Annotated in this window: 16 protein-coding genes; 15 read left to right on the forward strand and 1 reads right to left on the reverse strand. The window is 48.8% G+C overall.

Annotated features, from left to right (window positions below; all coding sequences use genetic code 11):
* Positions 1–147: 147 nt before the first annotated feature.
* The 14 genes from sigY (at position 148) to ACFRAM_RS24935 (ending at position 12490) form a co-directional block, all read left to right on the forward strand.
* Positions 148–681: an RNA polymerase sigma factor SigY gene (sigY, locus tag ACFRAM_RS24870; protein WP_379469121.1), complete on the forward strand. Its 534-nt coding sequence runs from the start codon at positions 148–150 to the stop codon at positions 679–681.
* Positions 674–1000, forward strand: coding sequence for a YxlC family protein (locus ACFRAM_RS24875; RefSeq protein WP_379469123.1), 327 nt, complete (start codon positions 674–676; stop codon positions 998–1000). The genes sigY and ACFRAM_RS24875 overlap by 8 nt, the downstream gene beginning before the upstream one ends.
* Positions 997–1215: a hypothetical protein gene (locus tag ACFRAM_RS24880; RefSeq protein ID WP_379469125.1), complete on the forward strand. Its 219-nt coding sequence runs from the start codon at positions 997–999 to the stop codon at positions 1213–1215. Before ACFRAM_RS24875 ends, ACFRAM_RS24880 begins: the two co-directional genes overlap by 4 nt.
* A gap of 20 nt (positions 1216–1235) precedes the next feature.
* Positions 1236–1427 carry a PLD nuclease N-terminal domain-containing protein gene (locus tag ACFRAM_RS24885; protein ID WP_379469127.1) on the forward strand — a complete coding sequence of 64 codons (192 nt, stop codon included), beginning with the start codon at positions 1236–1238 and terminating at the stop codon, positions 1425–1427.
* Positions 1427–2344, forward strand: a complete 918-nt coding sequence (locus ACFRAM_RS24890) for an ABC transporter ATP-binding protein (protein ID WP_379469129.1) — start codon at positions 1427–1429, stop codon at positions 2342–2344. The genes ACFRAM_RS24885 and ACFRAM_RS24890 overlap by 1 nt, the downstream gene beginning before the upstream one ends.
* Positions 2341–3120 (forward strand): ABC transporter permease, encoded by a 780-nt coding sequence (locus ACFRAM_RS24895; RefSeq protein WP_379469131.1) that lies wholly within the window; start codon positions 2341–2343, stop codon positions 3118–3120. The genes ACFRAM_RS24890 and ACFRAM_RS24895 overlap by 4 nt, the downstream gene beginning before the upstream one ends.
* 158 nt (positions 3121–3278) lie before the next feature.
* Positions 3279–3662: an ATPase gene (locus ACFRAM_RS24900; RefSeq protein WP_175371706.1), complete on the forward strand. Its 384-nt coding sequence runs from the start codon at positions 3279–3281 to the stop codon at positions 3660–3662.
* Between the two features lie 135 nt (positions 3663–3797).
* Positions 3798–4085 carry an Asp-tRNA(Asn)/Glu-tRNA(Gln) amidotransferase subunit GatC gene (gene gatC / locus ACFRAM_RS24905; protein WP_379469133.1) on the forward strand — a complete coding sequence of 96 codons (288 nt, stop codon included), beginning with the start codon at positions 3798–3800 and terminating at the stop codon, positions 4083–4085.
* Positions 4086–4114: 29 nt separating this feature from the next.
* The gene (gene gatA, locus ACFRAM_RS24910) at positions 4115–5572 is read left to right on the forward strand and encodes an Asp-tRNA(Asn)/Glu-tRNA(Gln) amidotransferase subunit GatA (protein WP_066365774.1); all 1458 of its coding nucleotides are present in this window, start codon (positions 4115–4117) and stop codon (positions 5570–5572) included.
* 346 nt (positions 5573–5918) lie between these two features.
* Positions 5919–7352, forward strand: a complete 1434-nt coding sequence (gene gatB / locus ACFRAM_RS24915) for an Asp-tRNA(Asn)/Glu-tRNA(Gln) amidotransferase subunit GatB (protein ID WP_379469136.1) — start codon at positions 5919–5921, stop codon at positions 7350–7352.
* Between the two features lie 94 nt (positions 7353–7446).
* Entirely contained in the window at positions 7447–7914 is a 468-nt protein-coding gene (locus ACFRAM_RS24920; protein ID WP_379469138.1) for a GNAT family N-acetyltransferase, read from the forward strand.
* 39 nt (positions 7915–7953) lie between these two features.
* Positions 7954–9846: a DUF4097 family beta strand repeat-containing protein gene (locus ACFRAM_RS24925; protein ID WP_379469140.1), complete on the forward strand. Its 1893-nt coding sequence runs from the start codon at positions 7954–7956 to the stop codon at positions 9844–9846.
* 125 nt (positions 9847–9971) lie between these two features.
* Positions 9972–10409 carry a peroxide-responsive transcriptional repressor PerR gene (gene perR, locus ACFRAM_RS24930; RefSeq protein ID WP_066365765.1) on the forward strand — a complete coding sequence of 146 codons (438 nt, stop codon included), beginning with the start codon at positions 9972–9974 and terminating at the stop codon, positions 10407–10409.
* A 359-nt stretch (positions 10410–10768) separates the two neighbouring features.
* Positions 10769–12490 (forward strand): glycosyl hydrolase family 18 protein, encoded by a 1722-nt coding sequence (locus tag ACFRAM_RS24935; RefSeq protein ID WP_379469189.1) that lies wholly within the window; start codon positions 10769–10771, stop codon positions 12488–12490.
* 103 nt (positions 12491–12593) lie between these two features.
* Here the strand turns inward: ACFRAM_RS24935 and ACFRAM_RS24940 are convergent, their stop codons facing one another.
* On the reverse strand, positions 12594–12962 hold the full coding sequence (locus ACFRAM_RS24940) for a DUF2614 family zinc ribbon-containing protein (protein WP_175371701.1): 369 nt from the start codon (positions 12960–12962) through the stop codon (positions 12594–12596).
* A 138-nt stretch (positions 12963–13100) separates the two neighbouring features.
* Between ACFRAM_RS24940 and ACFRAM_RS24945 the strand changes: the two genes are divergently transcribed.
* The gene (locus ACFRAM_RS24945; RefSeq protein ID WP_379469192.1) at positions 13101–13979 is read left to right on the forward strand and encodes a nucleotidyltransferase-like protein; all 879 of its coding nucleotides are present in this window, start codon (positions 13101–13103) and stop codon (positions 13977–13979) included.
* Positions 13980–14434: the final 455 nt, after the last annotated feature.

Raw genomic sequence — 14434 nt, forward strand, 5'->3', positions numbered from 1 at the left:
TTGGTGTTTTCCTGCCGGGAAAGGCTCGATCCAGCCTTGGCGCCGCAGGCTTTGGGAGTACCAGAATAAATTATGAGTCGCTGATTGAACGATCTATCCTCGATAATCGTATTATATTTGCTAACAACTTTTATGGAGGAGGGGACCATGGACGATCTAATGAAGGAAAGGGTACGGCAGGCTCAGCAGGGTGATGTTTCATCACTAGCGGGGCTTCTCCGTGAACATTATACCTTTCTGTACAAATATTTGATCAAAGTGACCATGGACCCTTCGCAGGCGGAGGAGATTTCCCAGGATACCATGGTCAGATGCATGGAAAAAATCCGGACCTACAATGGCTCCTCATCTTTTTCCTCCTGGCTGATTACTATTGCGACCCGGCTTTATATTGACCGGAAACGACGCTGGAAACGTGAGGAGCGATGGAAGCGGCAGGAACAGGGTATCCGCTCCATCCGCTGGCAGTTTGAGAGCAAGGATGAGGAATGGAGCGACGTACTGGATGCGTTATCAAGGCTACCTTCCGCTCAGAGGATAGCGGTTCTGCTGAAGCATTATTACGGTTACAGCTATGAGGAGATCGGAGAGATTTTGCAGATTCCTGCTGGCACAGCCAAATCACGGGTAGCTTATGGCCTGAATCAATTACGAAAGGAGCTGAGAGAAGACAATGAATAAGAATGACGAGCAGGAGGCGTTATTGCACAAACTTACTAGGGAGATGGATCGTCTGGATGCCCAGTATGATATTCCCCCTCCATCCCTTAGAGCGCTGGAATCTTTAATTGTGGCAGAGGAGCAGTCTAGACGAAAGAAGGCTCGCAAGGAGAGGCTGTTATTCTGTATCGTCTCAGTGATTCTGCTCAGCTCTACATTAGCTTTACTTGGTTACGTGCCAGTAATCTATCTGACCCTTCAAGGAATTATACCGTTAGCCGCATTAGTAGGTCTGACGGTATCACGCTTCCGGCGGTGGAAAGAAGGTGCCAGGGAATGAACGAGCTGCAGGATGTGCCGCTATGGATATGGATCGTTGTGGCCGTTTGTTTATTTTTGCAAGGGAACTTGTTGTTTCGGGATGCAAAGCGAAGAGGCAAGAAGGCCTGGTTCTGGGGATTATGGGGGATTACCGGGATTCCCACGCCCACGGTTGTTTATCTGCTGTTCGTTATTTTGCCTGAATCCAGAAGACGAGGAGCCAATAGAGAGTAACCATGCAGGAGGGTGAGGTTATGGAGAAAGTGAATTGGGGGCTTATACTACCGCTTGTGGTGCTGCAAGTCCTGCTTGCGGTCATCGGTTTAATTTCACTTTGGAAGGCAGAGAGTGTGCGGGGACCCAAATGGCTCTGGATCATCATTATTGTAGCCGGGAATTTATTGGGAAGTGTAGCTTATTTCACGGTCGGTAGGAGGGATGTGTGATGCAGCCGTTGCTTCAAGTCTCGAATTTGCGCAAAAGCTACGGCAGCCACGTCTCTGTGGGTGGGATCAGCTTTGAGATTACCCAAGGAAGCTGTGTCGCACTGCTCGGACCCAATGGTGCCGGGAAAACAACGACGCTGCGCATGATAGCCGGACTGCTCCCGCCATCAGCGGGAAGCATCGCCTTCACAGGGAGCTACCAAGGAGGAGATTTTCGGCGGGAACTGGGATATCTGCCCCAGTCACCAGCTTTTTATGGCTGGATGAGCGGTCAGGAATACGTCGTTTTTGCTGCCAAGCTCAGTGGAATGAACGGGAAGGAAGCCGTAGGCAAGGCTAAGACCGCTTTGGAACGGGTGGGGCTGAAAGCTGCCGCACGCCGCCGCATCGCCGGGTACTCCGGCGGGATGAAGCAGCGTTTGGGTCTGGCACAGGCGCTTGTGCACCGTCCCCGCCTACTGCTGCTTGATGAGCCGGTATCGGCGCTTGACCCCATTGGTCGACGGGAGGTCATGGAACTGCTGCGTGAGATTCGGAAAGAGACAACCATCGTTTTTTCCACGCATGTGCTTCACGACGCAGAAGAAGTATGTGATGAGATTATAGTGATGAAGGATGGATTGATTGCAGAGCAGGGAGCATTGTCCGTGCTGCGTTCCAAGTACAGTCAGCCAGTGATTACGGTTCGTACGGAGAAGAATGCAGAGGCTATCCAGTGGTTAAACTCCGTTGGCGCCAAGCCCTTTATATTGGAGGCACGGCTTAATGGAGAACATGCTGTGTTCAATGTGGACAATTTGGAGCAAGCACGTCATACCATTCTAAAGGAAGCCGCCGCTTCTAACATCCCTCTTCTGCAATTCGAAGCAGGTTCTTCCACGCTTGAGGATATGTTCATGAAGGTGGTCGGGGGATGAGAAATACATGGATTGTTTATCAAAAAGAAATGCTGGAAGCAGCCCGGACTTATAAACTAATCTGGATACCTGTGGTCTTTATTCTGCTGGGAGCTATGCAGCCTATAATAACCTACTATATGCCGGAAATTTTGCAGGCAGCGAACAATGTCCCTCAAGGGATTTTGGAAGGCTATGTCATGCCAGATGCAGGCGCGGTGATGTCCCAGGCGCTGGGGCAATACAGCTCAATCGGAATCCTGGTGCTGGTACTGGCGGCAATGAACAGCTTGTCCGGAGAGCGTTACAACGGTAGCGCTGAACTTGTGTTATCCAGACCTTTGTCACCTGCTGGATTTGTAATTGCTAAGTGGGCGGGGTTGTTTACGATACTGTTTCTTGCGTTAGGCTTGGGTGTAGCTAGTGCACTCTATTATACGGAGCAATTGATAGGTTCTCTTCCCTGGATGGATGTCGTAGCTGCAGCCGCACTCTATGGAATATGGCTGTTGTGCGCTCTTTCGCTCACTTTGCTATTCAGTGCTTTTTTGCGTGCGCCTGCCGCTGCATTCCTGTCACTTCTGTCGTCCGCGGGAATGGCACTTGCCGACAGCCTGATGCCATCATGGTTCCAGTGGACACCAGCAGCCCTCCCCGGATTGTCTGCCAGGCTTCTTTCCGAAGGGAGAGAAGCTGCCGGGGTGAACTTAAGCCCTTGTCTGTCGGCAGCGCTGCTCATTCTCTTTTGCTTGGCCGGGGCTTCTACGCTAATGGGCAGGAATAAATTACCGAAATGAGAGGGGGGATACTGCAGCCGCGACTTTTTGCCAATCCCGAAGCATATTATGGAAAAAAGCTTGTGTGCTTCCTCCTTCCGCTAGACAGCTCTATTATTTTTTAGTAGACTGTTGAAATAAGCAAAATCATCATAGATTTTGAGCCAGGAGGTAGGGCGATGCTGCGTTTAGGAGAGAAGATTGTCATTGTCGCGGACGCTTTCGAGCAGGGTCTTCCTATCGGGGACTACGGCTACCTGATTGCTTACGATCGCAATCCCGATAATGCGTTTGATTATGTCATTCGAGTTCCCCAGGCGAACAGGAATTTTTATGTTCCGGCAGAAGATATTGAAGCAGAGGAAGTTTTGCTGACCGTCGAAGCCGAGCGGGCAACGCATGAAGCGTTGATCGATTATGCCTTGTCCACGCATAATGAGAAGCTGTTCCATTATTTAATGAACGGCGATGCAACCGATGCGGAAGAGATAGAGACCACAACCAAAGAGAGTCTGTCCCAGGCGGAATTCATTAAGCAAGTGAATCTCCGGGCTTGGATTTAAGAAGGGCCGGCGCAAGCCGGCTTTTTTAACATGCCTGAGGCATAGTACAAGCACATTGAATTGTCCAAGCTTCTACAATATAATTAAAAACGTTATCCGGGCGCTTTAGCCCTTTAATCAGGAGGGATGTTTATTATGAGCATTACTGTCAAAGATGTGCAGCATGTGGCCAAGCTGGCTCGCCTGCAGTTAAGCCCGGAAGAAGAGGCAACCTTTACCGAACAAATGAATGCCATTTTACAATATGCAGAGAAACTGAATGAGCTTAACACAGAAAATGTAAAGCCAACCACTCACGTGCTTCAGGTAAGCAATGTCATGCGCGACGATGTTGTGAAGGACAGCTTGTCTCAGGAAGAGGCGCTGCTTAACGCGCCAGATCAGGAAGACGGACAATTCAAGGTACCAGCGGTACTGGAATAACTACACCTATTTAAGAAGGAGGAAGAATCTTGAGCCTGTTTCAATATCGATTGCCAGAAGTACATAACATGCTTAACAACAAGGAGATTTCTGTCAGTGAGTTGACTGAAGAATCGTTGTCCGCCATCGCTGAGCGGGATGCGCGCGTGCATGCTTTTTTGACGTTAAATGAAGAGGGCGCACGTGCTGCGGCACGCTCTCTGGATGACAAACTTGCCTCGGGCGCGGCACGCGGTCTGCTGTTCGGCCTTCCTGCAGGAATTAAGGACAACATTTCTACCAAGGGATTGCGTACGACTTGTGCCAGCCAATTCCTGACCAATTTTCAACCGGTCTATGATGCTACGGTAGCTGACAAACTGCGTCAGGCTGACGCTGTAACCATCGGCAAGCTGAATATGGACGAGTTCGCTATGGGCGGCTCCAATGAGAACTCAAGCTTTGGTCCTGTGCGCAATCCGTGGGATCTTGAGCGTGTTCCCGGCGGCTCCAGTGGCGGTTCCGCTGCTGCTGTCGCAGCTGGCGAAGTTTTCTTCGCGCTGGGCTCCGACACTGGTGGTTCCATCCGCCAGCCCGCTTCTTATTGCGGTGTAGTGGGTCTTAAGCCGACCTATGGCCTAGTGTCCCGTTATGGCTTGGTGGCTTTCGCCTCCTCGCTGGATCAGATTGGCCCAATTACTCGCAATGTCGAGGATTCCGCATATGTACTGCAAGCTATTGCTGGATATGATGCCAAGGATTCCACATCCGCCAAAGTGGATATTCCTGATTATTTGAGCTCGCTTACTGGCGATGTATCCGGACTGCGTATTGCAGTACCGAAGGAGTATCTGGGTGAAGGCGTTGATGCTTCCGTTCGCGAGCCGGTTTTGGCAGCACTTAAAGTGCTGGAAAGCCTGGGAGCTACTTGGGATGAAGTATCCTTGCCGCATACTGAATATGCGGTTGCTACCTATTATTTGCTGGCTTCGTCGGAGGCATCCTCCAACCTGGCCCGCTTTGACGGTGTCCGTTATGGCGTTCGTGCGGACGATGGCAGCGGCCTGCTAGACCTGTATCACAACTCCCGCAGTCTTGGCTTTGGGCCAGAAGTGAAGCGCCGGATCATGCTGGGCACCTATGCGCTCAGTTCAGGTTACTACGATGCTTATTATCTGAAAGCTCAGAAGGTAAGAACTCTGATTAAGCAGGACTTTGATGAAATCTTCCAGAAATACGATGTTGTGATCGGGCCGACTGCCCCTACAACAGCATTTAAACTGGGTTCGCAGACCGAAGATCCGCTGACTATGTACCTGAATGATATTTTGACTATTCCTGTAAGTCTGGCCGGTATTCCGGCTGTCAGCGTTCCTTGCGGTTTTGCTGAAGGACTCCCGGTAGGTCTGCAAATTATCGGTAAGGAATTTGACGAAAGCACTGTACTGCGTGTCGCTCACGCATTTGAACAGAATACAGATCATCACAAGCAACGTCCACAGCTCTAATACGGACTTTGAAGCTTACGCTCTGAAGCAAGTTTTGCACAAGATATCTATATAAATTGGACTTGAAAATATACAAGAAGGGAAGAGTGGCGTAGGGGAATTTTGGAACTGTAGGAGCGAGAGCGTCCGCCTAAAAGCTTTCCGAAGGAAAGCTCGCATCGGAAGCATAGGCTTTCCGGATTTTATCCGCGAAAAGCGGTACAATCCTGAGAAATCTGCAGACAACAGCGGCCGAAAGTCCAAACATTCTCTGGAGTCACGGCTCATCCCATAGTAGAAAAATCACAAGTTCAATCTATATAGTGAAGAATAGGCTCACAAAACTTTTAAGGGAATGAGATAACTTATGTCTAAATATGAAACGGTTATCGGACTGGAAGTCCATGTGGAGCTTCATACAAAGTCCAAAATCTTTTGCGGCTGCTCCACCGAATTCGGCGCTCCGCCTAACACGCACACATGTCCAGTCTGCCTGGGCCATCCCGGCGTCCTGCCGGTACTGAACCGCCAAGCGGTGGAATATGCAATGAAGGCCGCAATGGCGCTGAATTGCACCATTGGCGACGTTAGTAAATTTGACCGCAAAAACTATTTTTATCCCGATTCTCCGAAAGCTTATCAGATTTCCCAGTTCGATCAGCCGATCGGTCTGAACGGTTGGATTGATATTGAAGTGAACGGGGAGACCAAGCGGATTGGCATTACCCGACTGCATCTGGAGGAAGACGCCGGTAAGCTGACACACGTGGACGGCGGCTATGCTTCACTCGTCGATTTCAACCGGGTGGGTACGCCACTGATTGAAATTGTCTCTGAGCCGGAACTGAGATCACCGGAAGAAGCACGGGCTTATCTGGAAAAAATCCGGGCGATCATGCAATATTGCGATGTATCTGACGTGAAGATGGAAGAAGGCTCGATGCGTTGTGATGCGAATATCAGCTTGCGTCCGTACGGACAAGCTGAGTTTGGCATCCGGGCCGAGCTTAAGAACATGAACTCCTTCCGTGGTGTATTGCGCGGATTGGAGTACGAGGAATACCGTCAGGCGGAGATTCTGGACGACGGTGGTGTTGTTGTACAGGAGACGCGCCGCTGGGATGAAGCTCAAGGCAAAACCTTGTCCATGCGCGGTAAGGAAGAGGCGCATGATTACCGCTACTTCCCGGACCCGGATCTAATTGTTCTGCATATTGACGAGGAATGGAGAGAATCCATCCGTGTCGGTATTCCGGAGCTTCCCGATGCACGGAAAGCCCGTTACAGCGAGGAATTTGGACTTCCGGCTTATGATGCTGGTGTAATCACCTCATCCAAGCTGCTGGCTGATTTCTTCGAGGGAAGTTTGGCCTATACCCAGGATGCCAAGGCTGTAGCCAACTGGATCATGGGTGACTTGCTGGGTTATTTGAACAGCAACAATCTGGAGCTGTCTCAAGTGAAGATCACCCCTCAGGGTCTCGGCGAGATGATCGGCCTTATTGCGGGTGGAACCATCAGCAACAAGATTGCCAAGACCGTCTTTAAGGAAATGCTGGAATCCGGCAAACTGCCTGGAGCTATCGTTGAGGAGAAGGGTCTTGTGCAGATCAGCGATGAGGGAGCCATTAAAGGAATCGTTGAAGCCGTTGTTGCGGCCAATCCGCAGTCCGTGGAGGACTATAAAGCAGGCAAGCAAAAAGCGATCGGCTTCCTGGTTGGACAGGTAATGAAAGAAAGTAAAGGCAAAGCAAACCCGGGCCTTGTTAACAAATTGCTGGCTGAGGTTTTAGATAACTGATTTTCTGGTTGTGGGTAATATACTTGTAGCGATATATAACTTGGGGCTTGTCGGCAACGGCAGGCCCTTCGCGGCATATAAGGGGACGGCGGGAATGAATATAACAAGAATTGATCTTCAGGATGAGATGACCGTTGGTGATTTGTGGAGCCTTCAACACAAGGCATACCGTTTGGAGGCGGAGCTCATCGGATTTAATGAGATTCCTCCACTAATGGAGACGAGGGATATGCTTAGACAATCCCCGGAGATTTTTTACGGTTGTCATGACCACGCCAGTGAGTTGATGGGTGCAGTTGCTGTTGAAGAAGAATCACCCGGGAAGCTGACGATTACCCGGATGATGGTGAACCCGGGGCACTTTCGTAAGGGAGTTGCCGGTGCGCTCTTGGAATACGTATTTGAAAAATACAGTGAGATGGAGCAGTTCATCGTCTCCACTGGCAAACTGAACTTTCCTGCCGTTGCCTTGTACACCAAACATGGATTTGTTCAAGTGGGCGTGGAAGAAGTTGTGCCTGGTGTTGAACTGGTCGAGTTTTACCGGAGGGGTCACCTTTGAAGCAGGACAAGGCAATCTTGGAGAGAGGAGGAGCCAGGAATGACAGATAAGCCGGAGTTCGTTCCCGAAGAAGAGCAGAGCGAAATGGATGTGCAGGAGTCACTTCAGGATGAAGGTCAGCCTAAACGTATTCCGCCCCGGCCCAAACGGCGCAGACGCAAACGTAAATTTATTGCCGGCTTGCTGGCGGCGCTTATTCCCGGGTCCGGGCATATCTACTTTGGGCTGCTTCGCAAAGGGATATCTTTTATCTTTGCAATTCTTTTAGATATTTCTGCACTAATATATTTCTCATCAATAGGCATGCAGATTAATGTGCCGCTGCTGATCCTGCTGGGGTTATTGATCCCTGTGCTTTATTTCTATAATGTATACGACGTGCTGCAATCTGCAGATCGGATTTTGCGATTTCCAGTGGAACAAGACCCCGGAATTGCTCCTGTACCCTCCAAACGCCGGACCTTTGTTACTGAACCTGGCCTATCGTTTGGCCTGATGCTGTTATTCGGCGGGACGCTGCTCTTTCTTTTCCGGCAAAAGCCACCATGGATGCAGTATTTCATCGAGCATTACGTGGAGGTTGCAATCGCAATAGCTTTGTTAGGAGCTGGTTTGTTACTGGGGACTAGGGAGATTGCGAATGGAGCTGCTCTGCGGAGACGGAAGGAGCGCCGCAAGCGTCGCGTCGGAAGATATACAGCTGTTGTTCTGCTAATCAGTGTCGGCATCCTTCTTTTCCTAGACTGGAAAGAAGGGACCGACAGGATGCTGCTCCTGCTGAAGTGGTGGCCATTGATCCCTGTGCTTTGGGGAGTGGAGTACTTGCTGATATACGTTTTTGCCCGTCGTGTGAACGCAGACCATGCTGCAAGAGCGAAGCTTGATCTTAGAGGCCTGTTGTCTTCTATTGTACTGGCGGCGAGTGTCTTTCTTGTTGCGGAGCAGGAACATTATCTGCATTTATGGAATCGTGTGAGCCTCAATTTAACCGCAGCCGCCGTTGATTACGGGGAGGCTGAAGGGCGCAAATTTGAGAAGCCCACGCTAATTGTCCCGGTTGAACTTAATACCGCGAAAATCTCAATAGACGGGATCAACGGAGATATCCTGCTGCACCGTGCCCCAGTGCAGAATATTGAGATCAATACTACCGTCTGGGTAGATCAATTAGAAGGTGCGGTGGCTGAAGCAATCTCCGAGCAGTCCTTTGTGGATGTGGTTGAAGGTCCCAATATCAAAATCACCCCCAAAGGCAAAGCTTACGGTGATTCAGGCAAACGTCAACCGCGAATGAATCTGGATATTTCGCTACCAGAGGACCGGCGGTTTGACGTCGAGATCCGCACTATGAACGGTGGCATAACACTCCAGAATGTAGAAGCGATCAAGGACATTTCCCTGGAGACAGGTAACGGCCAATTGATTCTTCACCGAATTTACGGCGATGTTAAAGGGAAGACGCTGAATGGTGCGGTCCGTGCCAGAGCGGTGCAGGGTAGCGTGGATTTGACGACGAACGGTGGAGATATGAACGCCTGGGATGTGAACGGTGCCTTGAAGCTGTCGACAGTAGTCGGCAATGTCAGCGCCATGAACAGCAATGACAACATTGATCTTTCCAGCAAGAACGGCAATCTGGAGATTGATGGTGCGCCTCTGAAGCTGCATGCCGAATCCCTGAATGGTGGTATTATTGTTCGTTCACCTTCCGTTGGTGGGGACTGGGATATTTACAGCGCAGTGGGTGACATCAGCTTATACCTCCCCGAGACAGGAGATTACAAACTGAGTGGTTCCAGTGGATACGGAGATATCATCTCGGATTTGCCGGGAATGGTTATAGACAAAAAAACAGTCTCTGGAGAATCGGGAATGGCAGAATTTAAGCTGCATGTAGAAGGAAACAGCAATCTAAATGTGAGGAAATATTGAATAAAGTAATTTTTCTTATATAATAATAAATATAATGTACAGACCACATTGACAATATTGAAAGAGCGGTCTTACAATTGTAAATATACTTTTACTGAAGTTTTAATTTGAAGGCGGTGGCAATTATGGGTAGTGGCGTACAACATGCATTGGAACAATTAAAGACAACCGGTGTCCGTATTACACCCCAGCGACATGCAATACTTACGTATTTGATGGAAGCGATGAATCATCCGACGGCGGACGATATTTATCGGGCGCTGGAGCCTAAGTTTCCAAGCATGAGCGTGGCAACCGTATATAATAATCTCAAAATGTTCATGGAAGCCGGCATGGTTCGTGAATTGACTTACGGCGATAATTCCAGCAGATTCGACGCCAATGTCTCGGATCATTATCATGTGATCTGCCAGACATGCGGCAAGATAGAGGATTTCAGTTATCCGCCGCTTCATGATGTGGAGCATCGTGCAGCAGAGGAGACGGGATTCAGAATTACGGGACTCCGTATGGAGCTTTATGGAGTATGTGAAGAGTGCAATGACAAGAAGATCCAGCAGTAGAATTACAAGCAGCTGAATAGTAAAAGGCGGGAAAGCATGGCACTTCGGATGATCCGGGAGACCTATAGCCTGTCTGTCCATGACGTGCGGAATCCGGTCAACGGAAGCTGCACGTTTTATTTTTTATAATTTTTTAAAAATATAAGGATATATATGTTTTCGCTATAAATCATCTTTAATATTTCTTTCTCCTGAAACGGATACCGTCCCTTAGAGGAAGGCAAACCGTTTCTACTTGCAGAATCAGGGATTTATTCCAGCGATTTTCGAAACAAAACAGGCATTTAGCGCGTATACTTAAAGTCGGTGTTAGCCGTATTTAACCTTAATTCAAAAATGTTATAGTTGGAGGATGCATCTTGGACAGAAGACATGGACAAAGACATGTTAAAAAACGCGGAAGCTTTTTTCGCCGCCTACTTGGGCTTTTAGTTATCGCAGCTGCAGCTTACTGGGTGGTCTTTTATATAATGCCGAACCGGCAGCATGTGGACCCGGACTGGAAGGGGCTGGAGAGACCTGTATTCGTCAAAGGAGAGCTGACCGGCTACTCCGCTACTGGAACGGGAGATGGCCTTCTTTTACCGCTGCCGCTGCTTCAGGAGTATGTAGATCCGTCTATCCGCTATGAAGCGGCTACGAAATCGGTGATCCTGTCTACAGGTAATGAACTTCTTTATATGCAGGAGAACACAACGGATGCCAGTCTCAATAACAAGCCCTTGCAGCTTCGGCTCGCGCCGGAAGTGAAGGGTGGTGTGACTTATCTGCCAACAGCAACGCTTGAGGATCTGTACGGGTTTGAAGTCCAAGAGGACAAGGATACCGGTGCGGTCTTGTTAATGAGTGCAGGAGAATCGGTTCCGCTTGGAAAAGTGAAGGGGGATGCCGGAGGCAAAACAGTTGCCTTGCGTACGGAAGCCACGGTTCATGCGCCAATAGTAGCGGACATGCCTCCCGGAGCTCCGGTGAGAATCTGGAAAGAAGCCGAAGAGGGCTGGTTGTATGTGCAGCTGGACAGTGGCTATACGGGATATGCCAAGACGGGCGACATTATCCCTGACGGTGATAAAACCGTTGAGGTGAAGCCAGTGACGCCTTCAAGGGCCGAGCGTAGCTGGAAGGGCAAGCCTGTTAACCTCATCTGGGAAGCCGTCTACGAACGCAAGCCAGACCCGAATGCAATCGGCAAGCTTCCGGGTGTTAATGTAGTCAGTCCAACCTGGTTCCGGATTGTGGATACCGATGGGAATGTTCGCAGTCAGGCTGACAGCGCTTATGTGCAGTGGGCTCATGCTCAGGGAATGGAAGTATGGGGACTGCTTAGTAACAGCTTTGAGGCTGATCTGACAACACAAGCTTTGTCCACTTATGAGAAGCGGATGAGGACGATTGTGCAGATGCTGGAATATGCAGATCTGTACAATCTTGACGGGATTAACATTGACTTTGAGAATGTGTATACGAAGGACGGGGAGAACGTTACGCAGTTTATGCGCGAACTGAAGCCGATGGCGCAAGCCAAAAACCTCATCGTATCCATAGACGTCACCCCAAAATCGAACAGTGAAATGTGGTCGTTGTTCCTTGATCGTCGTTCCCTGAGTCCGCTTACGGATTTTCTGATCGTTATGGCGTATGATGAGCATTGGGCAGCTAGTCCCAAAGCGGGATCTGTAGCTTCACTGCCATGGGTCAAGAAAGCGATGAATCGCATTATCGATGAAGATGAGGTACCTCCAGAGAAACTGATCCTTGGTGTGCCTCTGTATACACGGATCTGGACCGAGACTCCAGTGGATGGCAAGACGAAGGTCAGCTCCAAGGCAGTGAGCATGAATGCAGTGGACAAGATCATCAATGAGAAGAAGTTGAAGCCAACTTTTGATGAGAGTGCAGGGCAGAATTATGTAGAGTACAAGGAAGAAGGCGTTCTTCGCAAAATATGGATCGAGGATAAGACGTCGTTGAAGGCTAGAGTGGAACTTGCCCAGTCCCTCGGACTTGGAGGCATTGGTTCTTGGAACCGTAGCTTTGCTAATCCAACGGCATGGGAAGCTTTACAGGGCATTCATAAGTAATGTTTTATAAAAATAATCTAAAAAGGGACTCCGGCTCAACGGAAGTCCCTTTTTCTATGCATATCTAGTTGGGAGTAACATTCAGATGGGGTTGCAAGCATTTCTAATTCTGGTTAAGCTGCTGTTGCTTAAGCTGTTCAGCAGTAATATTCGCCTGGTTTGGGTCCAGTGTGAGAATGGTGTGACAGAACATGCAGCGGTCGGTTTTGCCGAGCATTTTGGTGAACTTATGACATTCCGGGCATTCTACCTGCACAGCGCTTGTAGAGAGCATGCCAGCCCAGAAATAGATGGCCATACTGGCGACCATCGCAATTAAACCGATTACAAGTCCAATTCCGGCAAATACTTTACCGGCCGGGCCCCAGAATACAATACCAGCAGTCCCCAAAATCATTAGTCCCATTCCAAGCATTGTGAGCAGAAGTCCCCATGTACGGAAAGCGTTGATCTTGGCCGATTTGAATTTCATGAGTATTAACTCCTAACTAAATATAGTTCGGTTGACCAGAAGGAACTAACAGCGATATGTAGAATTACATTACTAAGTAAATTATACCTGAATTATAACTGAATTGACGCAAAATCGCCAAATTTGATGGAGGGAAGTATGGAACTGTCCAATTTGACTTTGTTAAGTGGAGAAACGTTTGATGATAGTGTTCTCGGCGCCGTGGCAATGCGGCGGAAGGGGAACGCTCCTTTTCAGAGTGCGCTGCTTCACGATTTTGATATGGTCGTGCTGATGCTGCATGAAGGGCAGGAGAAGGAACGTCTAATTAGCCAGACGATTGCGGGTGAGCGGCACACCCATTCTCTCCACGTAAGCTTGTCTGCTCTCGAACGGGCAGTTATGGCGGGGGATAACAATGAACTTCTTACTAGTTTGATGTCGGGAGAGGTAATCTGGGATCCGAAGGGCATTCTTGAGGACATGCGCAGGGAGATCGCTCAATTTACAGGGTCGCTAAAGGAACGGGTATTGTTTATGGAATTCGCCCGTTTTTTGCATATGTACGTGAAGGCCAAACGCTACCTGGAGGCCTCGTGTATTATGGATGCTTACAATTGTATATTGATGGCACTGTATCATTGGGCACGCATAGAAGTGAGCGAAAGTGGTTGTTTTCCCGAGCCGGCTGTATGGGATCAAGTTAAAAAGATGAACACACCGGTCCATAAGCTGTATGAAGAACTCACTGTAAGCACGGAGACGCTGGAACAAAGAGTGGAGCTGATCTTGTTAGCCTGTGATTTCTCAATCATGTCGAAGATGGTTGATTGTTGTAGTTTACTTCTCTCCATTCTGAAGAGCCGTAAAGAGCCATGGAGCATCGCAGAACTCCTTCAGCATTCAGGTCTAAAACCGCTGGAAGCCGAACTTCCGCTTGTTCTTCGTAAACTTGCCTCCCGTTCACTACTTCGAGAAATTACTTCCTGGGGTGAAGCTAATCCGGGGGAAGGTCATGCTGTTCGCTATACTGTATAGAGATAAGAAGAAGCACGCTGGAACGATATACTATAGATAAAAGCTGTGGGTAGGGAGAGGCGGAGCACTCTCTTTTTTTGTTTGTTGTAGCTTAGGAATGGGGATTGTGAAATAAATATAAATTTATAGTTGACTCATCGCATGAAGATGTGATAAATTATAACTCGTCCCTCTGAGACAGCGATTTGTTGGAAAACAATCGATGAACAACCTGAAAAAAGAAATTAAAAAAAGGGTTGACGAAAACGAGGACAACATGTTATAGTATAAGAGTTGCTGCTGAGACATTGAGTGGACAACGAGAACAGCTTGATCTTTGAAAACTGAACAACGAGTGAGTATCGAATTCACGAAAGTGAGTTCAAAAATGAGAATTTTTAATTCTCGTCAGATGTTTCAAAATGAGCAATCGCTCTTTCTAAATACCAATTTGGAGAGTTTGATCCTGGCTCAGG

Origin of the sequence: Paenibacillus sp. NPDC056722, assembly GCF_042790635.1 — a bacterium.
Taxonomy (GTDB): Bacteria; Bacillota; Bacilli; order Paenibacillales; family Paenibacillaceae; genus Paenibacillus_AQ; species Paenibacillus_AQ agri.